Origin of the sequence: Chitinophaga dinghuensis (assembly GCF_003259435.1) — a bacterium.
GTDB classification, from domain to species: Bacteria; Bacteroidota; Bacteroidia; order Chitinophagales; family Chitinophagaceae; genus Chitinophaga; species Chitinophaga dinghuensis.
Map to the genome: position 1 here is coordinate 806478 of NZ_QLMA01000002.1, position 21105 is coordinate 827582.

19 protein-coding genes and 2 tRNA genes are annotated in these 21105 nt (G+C 43.9%); 4 read left to right on the forward strand and 17 right to left on the reverse strand.

The annotated features are described in order from the left end of the window. Nucleotides 1-28: 28 nt before the first annotated feature. From clpX to tig, 3 genes are all read right to left on the reverse strand, one after another. The gene (gene clpX / locus CLV59_RS08695) at nt 29-1273 is read right to left on the reverse strand and encodes an ATP-dependent Clp protease ATP-binding subunit ClpX (RefSeq protein ID WP_111591611.1); all 1245 of its coding nucleotides are present in this window, start codon (nt 1271-1273) and stop codon (nt 29-31) included. Between the two features lie 168 nt (nt 1274-1441). Further along, the gene (gene clpP, locus CLV59_RS08700) at nt 1442-2143 is read right to left on the reverse strand and encodes an ATP-dependent Clp endopeptidase proteolytic subunit ClpP (protein WP_111591612.1); all 702 of its coding nucleotides are present in this window, start codon (nt 2141-2143) and stop codon (nt 1442-1444) included. Further along, on the reverse strand, nt 2133-3512 hold the full coding sequence (gene tig / locus CLV59_RS08705; RefSeq protein WP_111591613.1) for a trigger factor: 1380 nt from the start codon (nt 3510-3512) through the stop codon (nt 2133-2135). The genes clpP and tig overlap by 11 nt, the downstream gene beginning before the upstream one ends. A gap of 436 nt (nt 3513-3948) precedes the next feature. Between tig and CLV59_RS08710 the strand changes: the two genes are divergently transcribed. Then, complete coding sequence (locus CLV59_RS08710; protein WP_146616150.1) at nt 3949-4395, forward strand: hypothetical protein; 447 nt, start codon at nt 3949-3951, stop codon at nt 4393-4395. A gap of 35 nt (nt 4396-4430) precedes the next feature. Here CLV59_RS08710 and CLV59_RS08715 read toward each other — a convergent pair. The 7 genes from CLV59_RS08715 to CLV59_RS08745 form a co-directional block, all read right to left on the reverse strand. Next, nucleotides 4431-4512: transfer RNA gene (locus CLV59_RS08715), tRNA-Leu, on the reverse strand. Between the two features lie 143 nt (nt 4513-4655). Continuing rightward, nucleotides 4656-5549, reverse strand: a complete 894-nt coding sequence (locus tag CLV59_RS08720; RefSeq protein WP_111591615.1) for a DUF1501 domain-containing protein — start codon at nt 5547-5549, stop codon at nt 4656-4658. Next, nucleotides 5546-6772 carry a sugar MFS transporter gene (locus CLV59_RS08725; protein WP_111591616.1) on the reverse strand — a complete coding sequence of 409 codons (1227 nt, stop codon included), beginning with the start codon at nt 6770-6772 and terminating at the stop codon, nt 5546-5548. Before CLV59_RS08725 ends, CLV59_RS08720 begins: the two co-directional genes overlap by 4 nt. 5 nt (nt 6773-6777) lie before the next feature. Continuing rightward, nucleotides 6778-7977 (reverse strand): AGE family epimerase/isomerase, encoded by a 1200-nt coding sequence (locus CLV59_RS08730; protein WP_111591617.1) that lies wholly within the window; start codon nt 7975-7977, stop codon nt 6778-6780. A gap of 5 nt (nt 7978-7982) precedes the next feature. Next, nucleotides 7983-8915 (reverse strand): DUF4434 domain-containing protein, encoded by a 933-nt coding sequence (locus tag CLV59_RS08735; RefSeq protein WP_111591618.1) that lies wholly within the window; start codon nt 8913-8915, stop codon nt 7983-7985. A 24-nt stretch (nt 8916-8939) separates the two neighbouring features. Then, nucleotides 8940-9632 carry a GDSL-type esterase/lipase family protein gene (locus CLV59_RS08740; RefSeq protein ID WP_111591619.1) on the reverse strand — a complete coding sequence of 231 codons (693 nt, stop codon included), beginning with the start codon at nt 9630-9632 and terminating at the stop codon, nt 8940-8942. 5 nt (nt 9633-9637) lie between these two features. Beyond that, entirely contained in the window at nt 9638-11509 is a 1872-nt protein-coding gene (locus CLV59_RS08745; RefSeq protein ID WP_111591620.1) for an FAD-dependent oxidoreductase, read from the reverse strand. A 203-nt stretch (nt 11510-11712) separates the two neighbouring features. On the opposite strand from CLV59_RS08745, the gene CLV59_RS08750 reads away from it, so the two are divergent. Further along, nucleotides 11713-12936, forward strand: a complete 1224-nt coding sequence (locus tag CLV59_RS08750; protein ID WP_111591621.1) for an ROK family protein — start codon at nt 11713-11715, stop codon at nt 12934-12936. Between the two features lie 62 nt (nt 12937-12998). Next, complete coding sequence (locus CLV59_RS08755; protein ID WP_111591622.1) at nt 12999-13418, forward strand: VOC family protein; 420 nt, start codon at nt 12999-13001, stop codon at nt 13416-13418. Nucleotides 13419-13465: 47 nt separating this feature from the next. On the opposite strand, the gene CLV59_RS08760 is transcribed toward CLV59_RS08755, so the two are convergent. Beyond that, complete coding sequence (locus CLV59_RS08760; protein ID WP_111591623.1) at nt 13466-14050, reverse strand: YdeI/OmpD-associated family protein; 585 nt, start codon at nt 14048-14050, stop codon at nt 13466-13468. A 102-nt stretch (nt 14051-14152) separates the two neighbouring features. On the opposite strand from CLV59_RS08760, the gene CLV59_RS08765 reads away from it, so the two are divergent. Then, entirely contained in the window at nt 14153-15289 is a 1137-nt protein-coding gene (locus CLV59_RS08765) for a hypothetical protein (protein ID WP_111591624.1), read from the forward strand. A gap of 41 nt (nt 15290-15330) precedes the next feature. On the opposite strand, the gene CLV59_RS08770 is transcribed toward CLV59_RS08765, so the two are convergent. From CLV59_RS08770 to CLV59_RS08795, 6 genes are all read right to left on the reverse strand, one after another. Continuing rightward, a tRNA-Ala gene (locus CLV59_RS08770) sits at nt 15331-15403 on the reverse strand. 66 nt (nt 15404-15469) lie between these two features. Continuing rightward, nucleotides 15470-15889, reverse strand: coding sequence for a response regulator (locus tag CLV59_RS08775; RefSeq protein WP_111591625.1), 420 nt, complete (start codon nt 15887-15889; stop codon nt 15470-15472). Then, nucleotides 15873-16970 carry a sensor histidine kinase gene (locus CLV59_RS08780; protein WP_111591626.1) on the reverse strand — a complete coding sequence of 366 codons (1098 nt, stop codon included), beginning with the start codon at nt 16968-16970 and terminating at the stop codon, nt 15873-15875. Before CLV59_RS08780 ends, CLV59_RS08775 begins: the two co-directional genes overlap by 17 nt. Before the next feature lie 22 nt (nt 16971-16992). Beyond that, nucleotides 16993-19164, reverse strand: a complete 2172-nt coding sequence (locus tag CLV59_RS29290; RefSeq protein WP_111591627.1) for a sensor histidine kinase — start codon at nt 19162-19164, stop codon at nt 16993-16995. Nucleotides 19165-19178: 14 nt separating this feature from the next. Beyond that, the gene (locus tag CLV59_RS08790) at nt 19179-20297 is read right to left on the reverse strand and encodes a ThiF family adenylyltransferase (protein WP_111591628.1); all 1119 of its coding nucleotides are present in this window, start codon (nt 20295-20297) and stop codon (nt 19179-19181) included. Nucleotides 20298-20302: 5 nt separating this feature from the next. Beyond that, on the reverse strand, nt 20303-21028 hold the full coding sequence (locus tag CLV59_RS08795; RefSeq protein ID WP_111591629.1) for a hypothetical protein: 726 nt from the start codon (nt 21026-21028) through the stop codon (nt 20303-20305). Nucleotides 21029-21105 lie beyond the last annotated feature (77 nt).

Below are 21105 nucleotides of genomic sequence, written 5' to 3' on the forward strand. Positions count from 1 at the left end.
TTGATGGGTTTTAAGGTTCGTAGAATGATTAGGCTACCTTTAGTTTTACCAGGGTAGACTTTTCCAGTTTGTTTTCTGCGTATTCTTTGGTTAAGGTGAAAGTGGTTTCGCTGGTAGAAGGCAGTTCAAACATGGCATCGCTGAGGACTACTTCGCAGATAGAGCGAAGGCCACGTGCGCCGAGTTTGTATTCCATTGCCTTATCTACGATATAGTCGATTGCTTCTTCTTCCACTACGAGGTCAATGTTTTCCACTTTAAACAGTTTTTTGTACTGTTTAACGAGGGCATTTTTAGGAGTGGTAAGGATAGCTTTGAGTGTATCGCGATCCAGTGAATTCAGATATGTCACTACAGGCAGACGGCCCAGTAATTCAGGGATAAGCCCGAATGATTTGAGGTCCTGGGAGTTGATGTAGCGAAGGATCTGTTTTCTGCTTTCTTCTTCTCTTTCTTTGTTAACGTTAAAGCCGATAGAGTGTGTTTGTACTCTTTTGCTGATAATTCTTTCCACGCCATCGAAAGCGCCGCCGCAGATAAAGAGAATATTTTGGGTATTGAGTTTGATTAATTTTTGCTCCGGGTGTTTACGGCCGCCCTGAGGGGGAACCAGTACTTCCGTACCTTCCAGCAGTTTGAGGAGGCCTTGTTGTACGCCTTCGCCGCTTACATCACGAGTGATGGAAGGGTTATCATTTTTACGAGCAATTTTATCGATTTCGTCGATGTATACGATACCGCGTTCAGCTGCTTCTACGTCGTAGTTACAAACCTGGAGCAGGCGGCTGAGGATACTTTCCACGTCTTCGCCTACGTAACCTGCTTCTGTGAAAACAGTTGCATCTACGATGGTGAAAGGAACGTTGAGCAGTTTGGCGATGGATTTGGCGAGGAGGGTTTTACCGGTACCGGTTTCTCCTACCATGATGATGTTGGATTTTTCGATTTCCACTTCATCTTCATCGATTTGCTGGTTCAAACGTTTATAGTGGTTATATACAGCTACGGCAAGTATTTTCTTAGCGTCGTCCTGACCGATAACATAGTCGTCCAGGAACTTCTTAATTTCCATTGGTTTGGAAACTTTTGGAGCGAAGTGAGAAGCTGGTGGAGCAACGGGTTTTTTGCCTGGAGCGAAGAGCTCCTGGTCAATAATTTCCTGCGCGTTGGCCACACAGTTTTCACAGATGTGTCCTTCGGCGCCGGCGATCAGTATCTGGACTTCTTCTTTGGAGCGGTTGCAGAAGGAACAACGAATTTTCGATTCTTTCATTTCGGAATAAATTATTTTTCGACGAATCCGGGCTAGACCTGTGATTATTATACAGGGATTACAAATTTACACTAAAAAAACGGGCCCTGATCAAATAAAAACAGTCTCTACTTAGTAGAGACTGTTAAAATAATCTAAATCAGGGAAACCCTGATATGATATTAAATTTTACTGTGGAGTATCCAGTTGTTTTTTCGGATTTTTCTGGAGTACGTCATCGATGATGCCGTATTCTTTTGCTTCGTCAGCAGTCATCCAATAGTCACGATCAGAATCTTTTTCCACTTTTTTCACTGGTTGACCGCAGTGGCCAGCAATGATTTCGTTGAGTTCTTTCTTCAGTTTAACGAACTCACGAGCAGTGATTTCGATATCTGAAGTCTGGCCCTCAGCGCCGCCGTGAGGCTGGTGAATCATTACGCGGGCGTGTTTCAGAGCAGTACGTTTTCCTTTGGTACCAGCTACCAGCAATACAGCGCCGAAAGAGGCAGCCATACCGGTGCAGATAGTAGCTACTTCCGGAGAAATAATCTGCATAGTATCATAAATACCCAGGCCGGCATAAACGGAGCCGCCAGGACTATTGATATACATCTGAATGTCACGGTTGCGATCGGAAGATTCCAGGAACAACAGCTGCGCGGTAATTACGTTTGCCACGTAGTCGTTAACTGGATCACCCAGGAAAATAATACGGTCAGCCATCAATCGGGAGAAAACGTCCATTTGAGTCATGTTCATCTGGCGTTCCTCGAGAATGTACGGAGTCAGACTGTTGATCTGGTGGCTTTTTGCATAGCTATCCACTACCAGGCTGCTGATCCCATGATGCTTGATCGCATATTTTCTGAATTCGTTATTAATGTTCATGATGGTGATGTTTATGAGGTAAATTAACAAAATCTTCTGCTTTGATTTCCTCTTCTTTAATAGTCACCTTTGCTTCAGCCCAGTCGAACAGTTTCTGGGTAATCATTTCGCGGTAAGTCTGGTCTACGAATTTCTCATCCTGTAACAGACGATCCAGGTAGCTATCCAGCCACTCAGCACCGTCAACAGCAGCACCACCGTAGTAGCCCAACACTTTTTGTTTAGCGTTTTCTTTCAGTTCTTCGAAAGAAACTTCCAGTTTATTATCGCGAATCAGTTTATCACTGATCAAAGTCCAGCGCAGCTGATGGTCGAAGCCAGGGTATTCTTTTTCCGCTTCTTCTGCAGATTTAGGTTTTTCACCACCTACTTGCAGCCAGCGTTTCAGGAAATCTTTAGGTAATTCGATTGGCGTTTCATGAACCAGCACTTCAAACAGATCGTTGTGCATGTGGTTTTTCGCTTCGGAATTCCAGTATTTTCCGATTTCTTCTTTCAGTTTAGCACGGAAGTCAGCTTCAGTAGCGATGCTGTCTGTAGGGTAAACTTCTTTGAAGAATTCTTCATTCAGTTCTCTTTTTTCAATCAGACCTACTTTGGTGATGGTCAGTTTGAAGAATTTCTGTGCAGCTTCTTTATCGTCAGCAGCGAAGCCCAGATCTTTCAGGATCCAGCCCAGACGCTGTTCGTCGAAGGAAGTAGCCAGTTGGAATACAATGCTGTCTTCTGCTTTCTTGCCTTTCAGTTGTTCCTGAATAGCAGGAGTGAAGTATTTAACCAGCAGTGCGTTCTCTTTTTCGATACCACCTGCTACCACATTACCGGAAGCATCTGATTCTTCGAATTTAACGTTTATAACGTTATCTTCAGAATCAATTGTTTCAGGCTCGGTCATTTTACCGCCTTTCAGCTGTAAACGCTCGATTTCTTCCTGTACCATTTCGTCGGTAACAGTTACTTTATATTTGGTCAGCGTAGTTTTGTTGTTCTCCAGTGGAGTTACATCGAAAGCTGGTTTAACGCCCACTTCGAAATCGAAAGTGTAGTCAGCTGGCTGATTAGGATCCAGGTCTTTAGCCTCTTTTTCCAGAGACAGTGGCTGGCCAAACAGTTCCAGTTTCTCAGTCTGGATATAACCCATCAGTTCTTTTTCCACAGTTTTCAACACTTCGTCGCTGAAAATTGCGGCACCGTGCATTTTCTTAACCATGCCTGCAGGCACCATACCTTTACGGAAGCCCGGGATATTTGCATTCTTGCTGAATTGCTTTACTGCTTTGTCAAAATTAGGAAGGTAATCTTCCTTGCTCACTTTCACAGTGATCTTATCGTTCAATAAACCAATGTTTTCTCTGGTAACGGTTGCCATAATTGAATTGTATAAAATGTTCTTTAAGACGCAATAATAATTCCTGTTTTATTTTTCTGCCATGAAGTCATTCAGCATCAACCGGACTTTGTATCCGGAATACCACCAAAGGTAAGTGGAGATTGATTCTTTACCCGAACACCCCAACTGAGAAAGAAAGGGGACCTATAGCAGGATAAGGTTGCCATATTGGCACTATGCCTGTTCTTCTTTTCCTGTTGCCAGCCAGATTTTCATTCACTTTCCGTCCTGATTGTCTTCTTTCTTTCGGCCTAAGATATTGAATTTCACTAAATTGTGAAAATTATCCCAATATAGCAGAGCGCGAAGATAGTATGTTTATCGAAGATTGCCGGCAAATAAAGGCTAAAATTTTACCCTCATTCAGAACGGTTTATAATTATTTTTGATAAGTAAAATGTCCAGTAACCTGACCATGAAATTATTCCTTTTGTGCTGCCTGATTGCAGCTTGCTCCCTGCTGAATGCCCACAAGGCATCCGCCCAAACAGATAAAACACACCCGTCTCTGAAAAAAGCGGAACTCCGTGCGGAATCCCTGACAAAATTATCTGTCATGGATAAATATCCCGTGGAGCCTGAACTGACCGCCAAATGCAAAACCTGGTCTTTAAACGCCGCCACCGTACTAAAACTCCTGCCTCTCGCAAAACCAGTAGAGGTGAATGTAATCGATGCCTCCTATAACACACTGCCTGTAAGCATGGAAGGAATTATAGTCATCAACGGTAAAGAATGGAAATGCTCTATCAACGCAGGTTCTTTTATCTGGCTGTATGGCGACAAGGAAAAATATGTCTATGCCTGGAATAATAAAAGTCTTGATAAATACTTTGTAACCGGACGAGATCTGGGAGAATAAAAAAACAGCCAGCATATAGCTGGCTGTTAGTGTAGTGCGGATGAAGGGACTCGAACCCCCATGCCTCGCGGCACCAGATCCTAAGTCTGGCGTGTCTACCAATTTCACCACATCCGCGGGTGATGTACGCTACGTAAGCTTTTCAGCCTATGCGGTAAACAAAGGACTGCAAAGGTATTCTTTTTTAGCAATTAACAAAATCTATTATAGATGAAATCCCTGCCATGCGATGCGGGCATAACAGGGACTGTCATCTTTTTCTAAACCAAGCGTTCTGTTGTCAGATCGCCAACTTTGGCCAGACGGCTGCTAACGCCCATCCAACCTGCTATCCCGGCATAAATTCCCCGGAAATCATGTTGAATTCCCGGCTCTTCCTGCCAGTAACATTCTTTTATGTCTGCAATCCCTGCCTGTTGCAGGTTTGCGCCGAATATATACAATTGTCCTGCGCCACCATGATCGGTCCCTTTCCGGATATTCTCTTTTACACTACGTCCAAATTCCGACCAGGCAACAATCAGCGTTTGCTGAAACTGTCCGCTGGCTTTTAATGTACCCACCAGTCCTGCGATTCCTTCGCTGAATTCAGTCAGTAACCTGTCATGATGTACCCGCTGAAACTGATGTGTATCAAAGCCATCCAGCGCTGTATAAAATATATTGGCAGACACGCCATCACTGATATCTTTGGCAGTTCTTTGCAAGGCTTCACTATACTCCAGTGTCGTGTAATCCTGTATGGTAACATCTTCCGGCAGCCAGTGATTACAAGCCTGCCCTTCCAGACATCCTGTCTGCCAGATACGGGCAGCATGGTAATGCGAATGCTCCGTACCAGAAAACCCCACCTGGTGCATTACGCGCATCTGCTGTTTTTCGTATAGTGGTACAAGTGATTGCAACCCTGGATGAAAGGCCCATTTTTCGTTTATGCGTAACTGTTGATCTTTCGGTACGGCAAGGGTAGGTCGCCAGTTATAATATCTGTCGTCTCCATACGGTATTACTGTATTTAACCCATCATTACCACCCTGCAAGTGCACAAAGATGACCCTTCTCCGGTTACCTGCTACCGCAGCCTTTACAAAAGATGGCAACAACATTATGCCGGCTGCTATTCCTCCCTGTTTTAAGAATGCTCTGCGTTTCATGAAACTTTAGGTTTATGCCCATGCAGGCCGTAAAATAAAATGTACAGATAGCAAATCAAGGGTATCATAAATGCAGTATGCCAATCATAATGATCCTTCACGTAGCCCTGCAGATAAGAGATGACAGCGCCTCCGCAAATAGCGGTAGACAACAGTCCTGATGCGGCAGTTGTATGTTTTCCAACTCCATTCACAGATAAAGAAAAGATAGTGGCAAACATGATGGAATTACACAATCCTACCGCAATCATACTACGCACGGCCAGCATACCTGTACTGTTGATGGAAATCAATATCAATGCGGCTGCTGTGATGGCACAAACAGACAATAACATGCCTGGCCGTAAAAAACGCAACAGACCCGCTCCCAGTAAACGCCCTGCCAACATACATCCCCAGTACAAGGCTACATAGTTATTCGCTTCTTTCTCCGGAATATGCAACAAGTCTACAATGTAATTGGTGAGGAAAGTACCTACGGCCACTTCCGCACCCACATACATGAAAATGCCTATGATACCTAAGTTCAGTTGTCGGTATGAAAAGAGACCGCGACTACTTTCCTTTTCTCCGGCAGAAACAGGTATAACGGGGAGGGATAAACGCGATACGATGAATGCAATCATCATCAGTAGTAACGCGATTCCCAGATAAGGATATCGCACTGCTTCACTGGAAGAACCGGCATCTTCCAATTTGGACAAGATAAAATGTGCTCCAAACAAAGGCGCTGCGGTGGTACCCAGAGAGCCAATTCCCTGGATCAGCGCTAATCGTGCAGAAGCGGTACGGGAAGGTCCTAAAACGGTGATGTATGGGTTTGCAGCCACCTGCAACAATACGATGCCAATGGCTACCACAAATAATGCCGCAAGGAATAATGCATATTGATGAAAAACAGAGGCGGGATAAAACAATAATCCGCCAACCGCCGCAATGCCGAAACCCAATACCATTCCTTTTTTGTAACCGGTCTGCATCACAATTCTTCCTGCAGGTATTGACATGACGCCATACGTAAGGAAAAAGTAAAACTGTACCAGGCTGGATTGGGAATAGGTTAAAGTGAATCCTTTCTTGAAAAACGGGACCAGCGTATCATTCAGGCACGTGATGAATCCCATCATGAAGTATAGGACGGCCAGTGAGATAAGGGCTGGGGTGTAGGACTGTCGCGAATCCGCGACAGGTTGTTCCTGTAAACTGTTAGAAATGATTGGCATAGCAGTTACGATTGTGGTGATAAAACTTCATATTTCGCTGCGATGGCTTCCAATGTTTGCCAGCATTGATATAACCCTCGCGGAACGTGGAAACAACCTTTCCATTTACCGCCTTTCAGTGGTAACAACGGTTGTCCCTGCCTGTTAAGATAACCAAACCATTCGCCATATTTAGGGTCCGGGAATCTGGACCATGTATAATCATGTACTTTTTTGAACCATTCCAGGCACTTAGGATCGCCGGTATGGAGGTATCCTTTCAGCAGACTGATAATTGTTTCGATGTGTACCCACCAGAGTTTCTGATCCCATTCCAGTTGCTGAGGAGGCGCGCCTTTGATATCCAGGAAATAGAATATACCGCCGTGTTCCTCGTCCCATCCGTATTCCAGGATATTCAGTGTAATATCTTTTGCTTTATGCATCAAAGATTGATCATTTGTGCGGGTAGCCAGGTCCATGATAAACCACATGGCTTCCAGTCCATGACCAGGATTGATGAGACGGCCGTCGAAAGAGTCGGAGAATTGACCTTCCGGCGTGGTGTTTTCCAGGATCAGGCCAGTGTCCTGCTGGTAGAATACTTCCATTACAGTATGGATACCGTGACTGATGGTGTCTTCTACGAGTTGCTTATCCAGTAGTGGTTCTATTTCCAGTACCAGGTTGCAGAGAATCATTGGCAGGGCAAAGTTCTGCAAAGGGCGGGTACCCGGGAAAACCTTATTGAATCTGCCTTTCGGATTACCTTGTCTTTTCAGGATGTTAAAGAAAGTATCAGTAGCTATTTGGCCGTATTCGGGATTGCCAGTAGCCTGGAATAGCTGACCGAAGGCCATAGCAGCAAAGCAGTCGGAGAAAATGTTATATGCCTCTATGATAGGAGCGCCGTTGCGCGTCAGTGAGAAGTACCAGTTACCATCTTTATCCCGCCCGTGTTTACGGAGAAAATCAGCGCCCTGGATGGCCATATCCAGCCATTCCTGTTGTTGTTCCACTTTGTTGTAGAGCATACTGAAACACCATACTTCCCGGCATTGCAGCCAGATGAATTTATCTGTATCGAAGACATTTCCGGCGCGGTCCAGGCAGGTAAAGTATCCGCCCTGCTCTTTGTCTGGGGAATATTTCATCCAAAAGGGAATGACGTCTTCCAATAAATTTTTGCGATATACGTCAGCGTATTCCTTGAATCCAGCAGTCATTGTTCTCAGAGGGTTTTAATGTATTCTTTATAGCGGTTATAGAGGTGTCCGGCCTGAAGGTAGGCGGATTGCGGGCTCATGAAATGGGAGAACTCAAAGGTGATTGCTTTGTCGTAACCCGCTTTACGAGCGGCTTCCAGCTTCATACGCAGTTTTTCAAATTTGATAGGAAAGAATTTGATGGGCATGTCTCTGTCAAAGGATTCGGCGTTGGTCCAGCATTGGATACCGTATTTATCTGCGATTTTCTTATTCACTTCGAAGAAATCCGGCAACTCGTAGAATTCGATGTGGCCGTCCTGGAATGCGCATGCATCCACTACGCCTTTGATGCCGTCGAAGATTTCGCTCCATTCGGCTTCGTGTTGTTTGAGAGATACGGCATCTTCTTTAGATAATGAACCAGAAGCGGCCATCACTGCCTTTTTTCCATCAATCCATGGAGAAATGAGGGTTGGCAGTCCCCCTGAAATATCTTTACAATGCTTTCCCAGTTTAGCATACAGGTCTATTACTTTTCCTGTTCTGCGACTCACTTCCTGTGTGAGATACCAGCCCTGGAAAGATTTATGATGACCATATGTTTTCCACACTTCATCGATTACTTTCAGGTTGATGTCTACTTCTTTCTGGAAATCCCCGTTCCACCAGTATTTGCCGCTATCATAGAGGCCGAAGTAAAATTTCATATGGTGTTTGTCTGCCAGTTCGAGAAACATTTTCACCAGATCGACAGGCGGTTCATAGCAGTATTCTTCCTTCATCAAAACTTTGGAAGGATAGGTGAGCCAACGCTGAAACCCACTACGGATAAGGAATACGGTATCGATGCCAATGGCTTTCATATGGGAGAAGTCTGCATCCCATTCTGCGCGTCCCCAGTTCTGATGGGGGATATCATGACTTATTTCATCGAGGAAGGTGCCTGTTATTTTCATGGTAATAATTTTATCAGTTAGCAATCAGAGATAATGATGCTGGCGTAAATAGTTGGTCCAGCGGATGTATGCAGCAGCGGTCAGGTGTATCCCGTCATAGGTATATGCAGCGGGCATCTGGCCGTCTTTATCTGCGAGCAGATCATATAGGTTGATAAATGGGATCTGTTGCTCAACGGCCAGTGCTTTCACTGCTGCATTCATTGTTCTTATTTCTTCATTGGTACCTGTATAATAGTCTCGGTTGATGATGGATTCATTGATTGGTAATACGCTTTGGATATAGATTTTAGTGGTTGGTGAAACTGATCTGGTGATCGCCAGAATGCGTCGGTAGTTCTGTAGCGTCAGTGCCAGCGGGATTTTCCGTCCTATGTCGTTGACGCCGATCATCAGAAAAATTTTTGCTGGTTGGGAGGACAATACTTCATCCATTCTGGCGAGTATGCCATAACTGATATCGCCGGCGATACCACGGTTACGCACATGTGGATTTCCTGTCAGCTCTGCCCAGTCGCCCCAATGGGTAATACTGTTTCCCAGGAAAATGATTTCGTTCTTAGTATCCGGCAATCCTTTGAAGTAGGCCAGCCTGGAGTCATACAGATAGTTGTGATACGTGGAATCGAATGCCGCTTTGGCGGTATCATGAACCTGGGCATTGCATAACGTGGACAAGACAATGCCACAGGCCATGAATGAAAGGTGTGTTTTCATAGATATTATTTCAGGAGATGTCCGTTGAAATCTACCTGTTGGTCAAAAGGATGCAGGAAGTAATCGGTCATGATGGCCGTCTGTTCCCGGTTTAGAGCCTTCCGTGCCTGGAAAATGGCTCCGGGTTGTAATCTGTTCCAGTTTTCCAGAAAGCTATTAATAGAAATATCTTTTACGCCGGCAATTTTCAGAGCCTGCACCATAAATTCTGGTGTCAGGTCTTCGCCGGTAGGATCTAATCTTTTTACAGCAGGGTAGTAGGTTTTCAGGCCTTCTACATATTCGTATTCACTGATAGCTCGATTTGGATAGAACCAGGTTTGGTTGGCCCATGTATATGCGATGCCTGTACCGCGCATGATACCGGTAGCGCCTATACGTTGAATGGCGGCAAAGCTTTTATCTTCTGGTTTCACGTCCATATAGGGCATCAGGTAAACGCCTGCGCGGAGGAGCGTATCTTGTATTTCTCTCACTTTTACATCCTTAGGTTGGATATTATGATGTATGCAGATAGCAGCTAATGCGCCTGCGGCCTGTCCTAGCTGCAATACCACGGGTTGTAGCCTGGTAGCGCCATTGACGATATTGGTAACGCTGATGCTTTTTTCTGCCACGATGAAAGAAGAGGTCTGTTCCGGGATGAGGGATCCCAGTGGAATATTATAGGAAGGCACTTTGGCTTTGCCGAAATCGATTTTGGGCACAGCGGGATCTTTGCTTTGGTGATGATCGATGGGATAGTCGCCCACGGCAATGCCTGTACGATAAAATGCTTCTTGTTGATCGAATGGTTTGGAGATATGGTTAATTGTAAGTGTAGTAATACCTTTTAAGCGACGTGATTCGCGGTAATAAGGAATGAATGGTAATTTGTCTGGTGTCGGATACTCGTCATCTGCGATGCCGAGGTGTTTATAGCCCAGGGCTGTCTGCAGGTAATAGAGATATTGCATGGTGTGCAGTTTGGCCTTTTTGAGGGCTTCTGTTCTTTGCTCCCGCGTCATTTCTATGACATTCAGCGGATAGTCGTTACCACATCCCGGCCAGTTTATCATATATTTATGATTGGGAAGTTTGCCATACTCCATCATTTTATTGCAGTCAATTTTGCCATTGTTGGTATTGCCGTAAGGATTGGAGGCACTACAGCAGCATAGAAAAGGCGTCGGATCATATCCGGCTGGTTTAGGAATGGTTTTATCGGCGCCAGTGCCATAATCTTTGAGTGTCACAACGTAGGTAAGTGCCTGGATATAGTTATTGGCTTCCAGTGGCGCTACCTCTTCTTTAGTTTCGGTGCGACTATCCATCCCCGTTTTGTAAGCGGTACCTGTTGTTGCCATGATGTCGCCGAGTTCGGTGGCATCTATCAGTATATTAGCGATGATGGATTGAGTGCGTTTCCCTTTAGTGTAGGTAACGATCCATTTATTATTTTCTTTTTTGACGTTTGTCCAGTGAGCATCATAGAGGACGGACAGTGATTTTTCGGCAGCGACCATACTTTTCAGAATACTGTCGCCAACAGAGGGTTCAAATAACGTATTACTTACCCAACCGGTGGACATGGCGGCCAGGCTACCATAGTGTTGACTAAGTCTGGTTCTGAATTCGCCCCAAAGGCCGGAGGGAAGGTTATTATTACCATCAATGGCCGATACGCCGGCGCCGGTGAGCATTCCGCCCAGCCAGGTACTTTCTTCCAGGATGGTGGTTTTAACGCCCATTCTTGCGGCTTGTATACCGGCTGTTGTTCCGGATGCGCCTCCGCCTATGATCAGGATGTCTGTTTGCGTTTGCTGAGCATAGGCCGTAGTACAGGATAGGCATAGTGATAGCAGTGTTCCGTGGATTAAGGTTGATAAATGTTTCATAGTAGAACTAAAGTAAATAAATAAATTTAAAAACTATAGTAACTACTTAATATAATTTTTTTATTAACCCGGATTAGGAAAATAATTTTCAAAAAGATGAAATTTTCATTAATTATTCGATTTTTGCTTAATATATTTTAATAAAAATTAAAATTCAGGGGCTTAAATTGGATCAAAAAACACGCAAAAGCAATAAACCGGTTATGTCTAAAACATTTTTTGAAGAGCTAAACAGTGAAAATGTCACCGGAGTAGCGTACAAGAACATCAACCTGAAGAAGGCCGCCCTGGCCTATTTTGCCAATATTGGCAATGCGACTATTGCGGATATGTGCAAGGAGCTTAACCTCAGCGCCCCTAAAGTAACCACCCTGTTGAACGACCTGATCCAGGACGGACTTGTAAAGGACTATGGAAAAGTAGAATCCACCGGAGGAAGAAAGCCTAATCTGTATGGTTTGGTGCCAGACTCTGCTTTTTTTATCGGTGTGGATATCAAGCAGAATCACCTGAATCTGGGACTATCCGATTTGCAGAAAAACCTTATTCGCACCGTTGAAGACTTGCCTTATAAGCTGGATAACAACAAAGAATCGCTGGAACAACTTTGTCACCATATCAATCAGTTCATTACTGATTTACCCGTACCCAGAGAGAAAATATTGGGCATTGGGATTAACCTGAGTGGCCGTATTAATTATGCCACTGGTTACAGCTATAGTTTCTTTCATTTTGATGAGGAGCCACTGAGCAAGATCATTGAAGCCAAAATAGGTATCCGCGTATTCCTGGAGAATGATTCCCGGGCGATGGCGTATGGGGAGTTTTGTTCCGATTCTGTGCATGGGGAAAAGAATGTATTATTTCTGAACCTGGATCACGGGATAGGGATGGGCGTGTTGATAGATGGTAAGCTGTATTATGGTAAGTCTGGTTATTCCGGAGAGTTTGGCCATATCCCATTGTTTGATAACGAGATTATTTGTCATTGCGGTAAGAAAGGTTGTCTGGAAACAGAGGCTTCCGGATGGGCGCTGGTACGGATGTTCCGCCAGAAGTTGGAAGAGGGTTCCTCTTCATTACTTAGTCGCCGAAATATGCAGCCTTCAGAAATAGGTTTACAGGATATTATCCATGCCGCCAATCATGACGACGTATTGGCCATTGAGCTGATCGCCAGGATTGGAGAGAACCTTGGACGTGGGATTGCCTTACTGATTAATATTTTCAACCCTGAGCTGGTTATTTTAGGAGGAAGTCTGGCCGCTACGGAAGACTATATCCGCCTGCCTATAAAAAGCGCTATCAATAAATATTCGCTGAGTCTGGTGAATAACGATACCAAGCTGAAGATTTCCCGTTTGGGAGAGCGTGCTGGAATCATAGGCGCCTGCTTGCTGGTGCGTAATAAAGTCTTGATAAGTTAACATAATTGGATAGGGTTTTTCGGTAACTTTAGTTCCTTCCTGTAATCCTAAATCATATTGTTATGTCAGTTCTTAATGCGTATCTCACATTCAACGGCAATTGTGCCGAAGCGATGAATTTTTATAAGGATATCATTGGAGGCGAACTTCAGGTGATGTCGGTGAAAGATTCTCCTATGAAAGATCAGGTGCCTGAAGCGTTTCACAACCAAGTGATGCATGCTTATTTGCAGAAAGGCGATTTGAAACTGATGGCTAGCGACGCTATGAATGGCGATCCAGTTACCACCGGTTCAAATGTAAGTCTGGCCCTTGGTTCAGACGATGTGAATGAGGCAGATCAAATTTTTAATGGACTGTCGGCCGGTGGGAAAATAACGATGCCAATGGGCGAAACTTTCTTCGCAAAACGTTTCGGTATGTTGACAGACAAGTATGGTCTTAACTGGATGATTAATGTAGATAAGCCGATGCCTTTATAACGGTAACGAATCTATTATAAAATGAGCCTGACGTGAATGGATATACGTCAGGCTTTTTTCTTGTTGAAATAATCAATTCTGATACCTTTCTCACTGTATGAAATGACCTCCAATAGCCGTCTTTGCCGGGTGTCTTCTCTTTTGGCACTGATGATGTACCAGATAGCGACACGTTGATAAGAAGGAGCGAGATTACTATGAAATTTCCAGGCAGTCTTGTTGGCCTTGAATTGTTTTTCGCTGGCTGGGTCTAAAACGATACTGGCCTTATCCTGCTCGAAGGAGTATACTTTGGATTTATGTTCCTGGCGTTTCTGGAAGATAGCCAGTCCGGCTGGATGCATTAAGCCTTGTGCCTGGAGGGTTTCGACTTTTTTAATATTAATAGCGCTCCAAATGCTTCCCACCTTACGATGTGTAAAGCGAATGGTATAACTGTGTTCATCCCGTGATTTTCTAACGGCGTCTATCCAACCGAAACAGATAGCCTGGTCTACAGATTCGGACCATGTCATACTGGGTTTCCCACTGCCCACTTTATAGAAGCCTACCAGTAGTTCCTTTTCTTTTTCGTGATTTTTTTCCAGCCACTTGCGGAATTCTTTGGGAGTGGCGAAGAATGTAGGTTCCATAGATAATCGTTTAATTCTAAAGTTACTATGCAGGATTTATATTCTCCTGATTAAAGTAAAAATCTTTCATTTGCAGCAGAGCATAAAATTATCTTATACCTTATGAAACATCTGTTACTGTTATTGGTAATTATGATTACCGGAGGAAAGTTGTTAGCCCAGACACCAGCTATTTCTCAACGTACTTATTACACGAATATTGAAATTGCAGGTCAGACACGTGATGACTGGGCAGAAGATTATATATTATTACATCCGGCCTATAATGGTGTGCTATTGGGGCAATGGACAGTAATGGGACGGATAAGTGCGGTTCGTGGAGGGGAAGCATCCTGGAATCGCAAATGGTCCGTAGAGGTAAATACTTCTTCCTCATATAATTCTGACAGAGGGAGCCTGGTATCATATAACGAACCGGCTAAGCTGGTTACACTAAACTATAATGGAACGAAATACCTCGCCATACAGATAGCCAAATCATCTTCATTATATGGTTTCTCATTTACAGGATGGGTGGAATGGTTCACCCTTAAATTGGTAATGGGAACAGATGTCAGCAATGTGCAAGATTTCCAGGATTATGATCCAATTACTATTCCCAAGTCACTGGTAGTGGATAATTCGGGCCGCACGCTGGCCACCCTCGCCAATCCTAATATTTATAAAAATAATGCAGTCATTATAAACACTTCTACCAGCGGCATGCAGATTTCAGCACCATCTACCGTGGAGAATTTATTTGCAGGAGGTCATCATCTTGAATTTGTTTCTCCAAATTATACGGGCGGGATGGGCATCTCTGTTGGTCAAAACAACAGTGCATTCCTTCAGGCTTTTTCTCCAACGTTGGAAAATGGCAGTATCTTCCTAAATCCTAATGGCGGTAGTATTGGAATTGGTGTGCATGATGCTAAAGGCCATAAACTAGCTGTTGGCGGAGATATTATCGCTGAAAAAATAGTAGTGAAGAACCAGCAGAATTGGCCCGATTTTGTTTTTGAGAAAGATTATCAGCTGCCCTCCTTGCAGGAAGTAGCCACTTATATCAATGCACATAAACATCTCCCTGAAATGCCCACGGCTGTGGAAATTAAAGAAAGTGGCATAGACCTGGAAACCATCAATGCCAGGTTACTCCAAAAAGTAGAGGAACTGACATTGTATCTGATTCAGCTGGATAAAGAAAATAAAGCGCTGAAGGAAGAAGTGAAAGAGATAAAAGCGACATTGAAGAAATAAAAAAAAAGCTGCTTCGAAAGAAGCAGCTTTTTGCTTTTGGGTGGAGGATAGCGGGCTCGAACCGCTCACCTCAAACATGCCATGCTTGCGCTCTACCAGATGAGCTAATCCCCCATTGCAAGTTATCTTTAGTCCCTTGCGGGATGCAAAAATATATTTTTTCCTGGAAATCCAAACAATTTAAACAAAATCTTTAAAAATTCCTTCCACCGTTTCTCTCAGTTCCTTTAGCAGTAAGGGTTTTCGCAGTAATCTTACTACCAGCGGATTGGCATTTGTACGGGTAATATCTCCATAATCCAGGGTGGACGACACCATTATGACATGGCATTGCGACTTAATTTTCTGCGGGTAGGTATCAAAAGCCTGTAGAAATTCGAAGCCATCCATCTCCGGCATCTGGATATCCAGCAGGATAACAGTAGGAGGGATACGTGGCAGGGAAATATTACTGGAAAGGAATTCCAGCGCTTTGTTGGGATTCAGAAATGATAATACAGTTCTGCTGATCTGCTGAAAAGTGATTAATTTCTCATGCAGCATCAGATCTATTTCATTATCATCGATCAATATGACTCTCAGATCAGGTATCGAATTCATTTCTGTTAGGAATAGTTATTTCAAATTGGGTGCCTTCACCATATTTGGACTCGACGTTGATAGTACCGCCAATCTTATTCAGTGCTTCTTTTACAATATAAAGACCTATGCCGCTGCCTGGTTTATTGTTATTCTTGGAGCGGAAAAACATCTTGAAGATATTATTCAAATGCTCGCTTAATATTCCGATACCATTATCTCGAATGCAAATGGTCGCTTTATGTGGCTCTACCTTTACTGCCAAATGCACCATGGGATTGGTTTCGTCCGGCTTTTGGTATTTAACAGCGTTTGAAATCAGATTGTTTAGGATAACGCTGATGCGGAAAGTATCTCCCCGGAACTCCAGTTCCTGGTCTACCTGGGTCTGGAAACGTATATCCGTGTTCTGTGGTTGGAATACGGTAATACAGTCGTTCAACAGATTATTAAAATCTATCTTTTCATATTCTATTTCCAATCTGGAATTCCGGTAGTATTCAATGATCTTCTGGATAAACCCATCCAGCTTCAGCACACAGGTTTCGACCATATTCAGATAGCCGTTCGGATCTGTTACGCTATTGTCCAGCCGGGAGAGATTGATAATGCCCAATACAGACATCAACGGAGAACGAAGATCGTGAGACGTGGAATAAATGAATCTGTTTAGTTCATCATTGGTTTTTTCCAGTTCTGCAATCTTCTCTTTCAGTTGACGGCGGGTGGAATATATCTCGTAAGCGTTATTGATGGTCCGGTGCAGTTCATGCTCATCCCAGGGCTTCTTTATGTAGGAGAAGATATGACCTTTGTTGATGGCATCGATAATATCATCTACATCAGTATAACCAGTGAGGAGAATACGTATCGGATCAGGGAGAACATCCTTGATTTCGTTAAAGAATTCCACCCCGGTAGAAACGGGCATCTTCTGATCTGCAATGATGATATGCACCATTATTTCCTTCAGGAGCTGCTTCCCTTCTTGTGCGGAAGTAGCAGTGTAAATCTCATAACTCCTTCTAAAACTCGCCTTAAAAGCGTTCAGGTTATGGATTTCATCATCAATGTAAAGTATTCTAATGCGGTTCTCTTTCATCAATGGTAGTTATGGTTAAATACTACAGGTGACTGGAAAGGTCCAGCGGTAAATATATAATAAATTCTGCACCCTCTCCAGGAGCGGAATTAACTATAATTTTACCCTGATGCTTTTCAATGATACTGAAGACTATCGACAGTCCCAGACCAGTACCTTCTCCTACATCCTTTGTAGTAAAAAACGGGTCAAATATTTTTTCTTTTACCTCGGCAGTCATTCCAATGCCGGTATCACGGATAGTTATTACAACATATGGATCTTCCCTTCTGGTTGATATGGTGATGGACTCATCATGTTGTTCCTTCTTACTCTTAATTGCATTCAGGGAATTACTCAGGATATTCATAAATACCTGGTTTACCTTACCTGCATAACATTCAATCTTCGGTAACTCTGTATAATGCTTAATAATATTCACATTGGCAGGTATACCATTTCTCAGTAGTACCAATGTAGAGTCCAATCCTTCATGAATATCGATGGATTTCACATCGCTCTCATCCAGGCGACTGAAAGTCCGCAGCCCTTTCACAATTTCAGCGGTTCTGGCGGCCCCATCTTCAATTCCTTTTATGAGGGAAGAAATTTCTTCATGTATATATTCTATATCAATTTCCTGCTTAAATTGTTCAATATTAGCCAGTTCCTCTTTCATATCCGGAGCTTCCGCCAATGCCTCGTAACGATTCAGTACGTCCCGAAGATCCGCTATATCCAGTTTCAATGGCTTAATATTGGAAGTAACAAAGTTGATCGGATTGTTGATTTCATGGGCAATACCGGCTGTCAACTGACCCAAAGACGCCATTTTCTCCTTCTCCACCAGTCGCGTCTGGGTATCTTTCAGGTTGGTCAACGCCACATTCAGATCTTTGTTACTATTCTGTAATTCTTCTGTTCTCTCCTGTACTTTAGCTTCCAAGATAATATTCTGTTCTCTTACCAGTTGCTCGTTCTCTTTGGAAATTTGCAGTGCCAATGCCTGAGATGCTTCCTTTTCCGCCTTGAAAGTATTGATCTTATCGGCCAGGGCAAAGGACAGCAGTACGACTTCCATACCTGATCCTATCACCAAAATGTGGCTGGTAAAGATGTTGTAAGGGATAATACCCACATCTTTCAGTACAAAGGTGATAACCGCCAGGATAAAGATGGTCCATGCCAGTACAAAGATTCTGGCTGGTTTGGAATGTCGGAAGGCCTGTGATACCGCAAACAAAAGGATGAAGCTTACCCCGGTGATCGCCAGGAAGTCGATCAGCGCATACGCTATAGAGAAATATCCCAGCAGACTGAGTACCAGTGTGCTGGAGTAAACGACGATAAACAGTGTAAATATCCGGTAGGCCCAGGGGGCTTTCTCCTTTACATGGAGGAAGTTCTGTACAAACACCAGTACCGAAATGCCCGACAATGCGCCCGCCCATAGTACGCTTTGTTCTGTAATGAACATATTGTCATGCCAGAAGAAACGATAGCCGAAGCCATGGAGACATATTTGAGCCAATCCCACCGACGCGATATATATGATGTAGTAGAAGTAACTCCAGTCTCTAACAGAGAAAAAGATGAAGGTATTATAACAGATCATGACCAGGATGATGCCGATGTAGATAGAGAGCAGCAGGTCATCGTTATATAGTTTGTTATAAATCTCGCGTGAGGTTCCGATATAAATAGGTACCAGTATCGCTTCTCTGCTTTGAATCCGCAGATAAAACGTTTGTGCGGTCCCGTTAGGTATCCTGATATTATAGACGAAGTTTTGATGAATGATAGGTCTTTTCTCCCATGGCCGCAGCTCTCCGCCAGGGATCATCTGAAAATGACCTTTCTCATCCGGATAATAGAGGTCGATGAGGTCCAGTATAGGGTAGGTGACATCAAACAAGAGCTCATGCTCTCCGGTTTTATTGGTTACTGTAAACCGAAGCCAGATGGCATCTTTGGTAAGACCGAAGTTAGGGATCTGTTTTTGTAACTTCTGGAATTTCCCCTGGTGAAGCACCTCTTTGAAGTCTGCTTTGCCAGAGGGGTCCAGAAAATATTCCAGCTGGCCGTATTCGGCCAGCTGCATAGGAGCATTATTTGAGATAGTGATAGTATCTGCCCAGGCTGGTAAATGAAAGAATGTTACTAACAGTAACAGGTATACGATTTTTTTAAGTACCGGTGGGATCAGATGTTGCATTGTCTAAATAGAGGTCACTTTGTTTGTTTGAAAATTTGTTCCAGGTCTACGTAGTATCTGCCTGATTCAATATGGCCTCCCAAACATAATTCCCGACACACATGGCCTATTGCTGCACCCCCCAACATCACCGCAGATGCGAGCTGCGGCCAGGTAGTAATAGTTTTACCTATTTCCTGTAAGGAAAGTTGCATTTTGGCCGATAAAGCGCTGAAATTGACGATACTATCCACAAGCGCCATTCTTGCTGGTCCCTGCATATTTCTCACATCTGCAGGCGTAAGCGTTTCTGGAACTCTTCCATGCAAGATAGGTAAATCGGGTTGCAGATCAAATCTTTCTACATCCACCATTCCTCTGTCGCTGGTATCCATTAATACAGGAATCTGAAGCGCTCGTGCATGTTTGCGGGCCAGTATTTTGATATCCAGTCCGTCGCATTCTTCTACCAGTATATCTAATTTTCCGCCTTCGGTCAAAAATTGGTCTATATTATTGTCAGTGATGCCCTCATCAAAACAGATTACACGCAAAAATGGGTCAATTTCCGCAATTTCCCGCGCCACAATAACGGTTTTCAAAACGCCAACGTTGTGAACGCCGGTCCGGATGCGGTTCATGTTGCTTAGATCCAGCTGGTCGAAATCCGCTATGCGTAATTCCCCACAGAGCCTTTCAATCGCCAGTGTGAGCGCTACAGATTGACCTACCGATAATCCAATTACGCCAATTTTTTTCTGGCTGAGGAGTTCCCTTTCCGCCACCGTGATCTTTTGCAGGTTGCGGCTAGTGCGTAATTCAATAAACTCTGCTTCATCCAGGATATGTACTAATCTGGCAGACCAGGGATAATATACCCAAACGCCATAATGCTCTGATGGAGTTGTTCCCAGATGGGCTGCAACCTTAGTTTGGATGTCCGCGTCTGTCAGTCGTACCGTTGGATGTCGGAGTTTGATCAGTTCGGAAATTTGTGCGGGTAATTCGTCAAAAACCTGTATTTCAGGATGTTGTTGTAAGAGAGATGCCAGTCTGGCCGACTGGGAGGGGTCTTCTAAGCGATAAAATTCTACCTGTCTGTCGTTTAATCTCCGGCAGCCTGCTGATAAAGCCTGTGCTAAAGTTGTGCTCATTTTTATTACTGTTTAACCATCGGCAAATCGCTGGTGGCTGCAGACATGATTCTCAAATCGTAGTCCACCTGCATTTCACCTTTGGGTCCTTTCTCGATTATTGTCTGTACCGGGTTATTACGCAAACTCATCATTCTTTCACGGTCTTCCGGATGTGCACTTTTTAATTCCAAAGGATCATGCAGGATGAGCGCGGTAGCAATCAGATCTTCCTTGGGATAATAGAAGGTACCCTGATTGCCGATATTGGTCATTATCTGGTATCCTGTCCGGATACTGTTGCGAAAAGTAGTTTGTGCACAGAAGCCAAGGAATGTGGATACCGGCAACTGATTTAATACGGCATTCACTACACGAAAAAGCACAATACTACCAATTCCCCAGCCGGCTACCTCTCTTGAGTTCCATAACCCACAAAACTCGCCGGTACCGCCACTGGCTGCCAGATTTTTTACAATATCAAATATTCTTGGATCCATCGTGTTGATGGCGGATTCAATAGGCAGGGGAACACTTCCGCCCGCAAGCTGAATTCTGCAACCACCATACATTTTGGTATAGTCATCATTACTAACAGTTATGATATAAGTATAAGGCTCGTACATCCAGTCGACGTTCGCAGAAGTTACTTTGGTAACGCCATATGCTTCCAGAACTTTCCTGTGCCCTGCAATGTACTGCAGGCACTCTTCAGGATACTCTATCGCCTTGAATACTCTAACCTTAAGCATTGATCAGGGATGCTTTATATTTATTTATAACCCGAAAAAGCCGGATTGGTTCTGCTGCTAACGGAACGATACCGGAA

Coding starts and splice junctions, on each gene's coding strand:
- CLV59_RS08795 (WP_111591629.1), bottom strand. CDS start 21,028: ATGCTTAAGGTTAGAGTATTCAAGGCGATAGAGTATCCTGAAGAGTGC.
- CLV59_RS08725 (WP_111591616.1), bottom strand. CDS start 6,772: ATGCCAATCATTTCTAACAGTTTACAGGAACAACCTGTCGCGGATTCG.
- clpP (WP_111591612.1), bottom strand. CDS start 2,143: ATGAACATTAATAACGAATTCAGAAAATATGCGATCAAGCATCATGGG.
- CLV59_RS08720 (WP_111591615.1), bottom strand. CDS start 5,549: ATGAAACGCAGAGCATTCTTAAAACAGGGAGGAATAGCAGCCGGCATA.
- CLV59_RS08740 (WP_111591619.1), bottom strand. CDS start 9,632: ATGAAAACACACCTTTCATTCATGGCCTGTGGCATTGTCTTGTCCACG.
- CLV59_RS08790 (WP_111591628.1), bottom strand. CDS start 20,297: ATGAGCACAACTTTAGCACAGGCTTTATCAGCAGGCTGCCGGAGATTA.
- CLV59_RS08750 (WP_111591621.1), top strand. CDS start 11,713: ATGTCTAAAACATTTTTTGAAGAGCTAAACAGTGAAAATGTCACCGGA.
- clpX (WP_111591611.1), bottom strand. CDS start 1,273: ATGAAAGAATCGAAAATTCGTTGTTCCTTCTGCAACCGCTCCAAAGAA.
- CLV59_RS08710 (WP_146616150.1), top strand. CDS start 3,949: ATGAAATTATTCCTTTTGTGCTGCCTGATTGCAGCTTGCTCCCTGCTG.
- CLV59_RS08735 (WP_111591618.1), bottom strand. CDS start 8,915: ATGAAAATAACAGGCACCTTCCTCGATGAAATAAGTCATGATATCCCC.
- CLV59_RS08780 (WP_111591626.1), bottom strand. CDS start 16,970: ATGAAAGAGAACCGCATTAGAATACTTTACATTGATGATGAAATCCAT.
- tig (WP_111591613.1), bottom strand. CDS start 3,512: ATGGCAACCGTTACCAGAGAAAACATTGGTTTATTGAACGATAAGATC.
- CLV59_RS08765 (WP_111591624.1), top strand. CDS start 14,153: ATGAAACATCTGTTACTGTTATTGGTAATTATGATTACCGGAGGAAAG.
- CLV59_RS08775 (WP_111591625.1), bottom strand. CDS start 15,889: ATGAATTCGATACCTGATCTGAGAGTCATATTGATCGATGATAATGAA.
- CLV59_RS29290 (WP_111591627.1), bottom strand. CDS start 19,164: ATGCAACATCTGATCCCACCGGTACTTAAAAAAATCGTATACCTGTTA.
- CLV59_RS08730 (WP_111591617.1), bottom strand. CDS start 7,977: ATGACTGCTGGATTCAAGGAATACGCTGACGTATATCGCAAAAATTTA.
- CLV59_RS08755 (WP_111591622.1), top strand. CDS start 12,999: ATGTCAGTTCTTAATGCGTATCTCACATTCAACGGCAATTGTGCCGAA.
- CLV59_RS08760 (WP_111591623.1), bottom strand. CDS start 14,050: ATGGAACCTACATTCTTCGCCACTCCCAAAGAATTCCGCAAGTGGCTG.
- CLV59_RS08745 (WP_111591620.1), bottom strand. CDS start 11,509: ATGAAACATTTATCAACCTTAATCCACGGAACACTGCTATCACTATGC.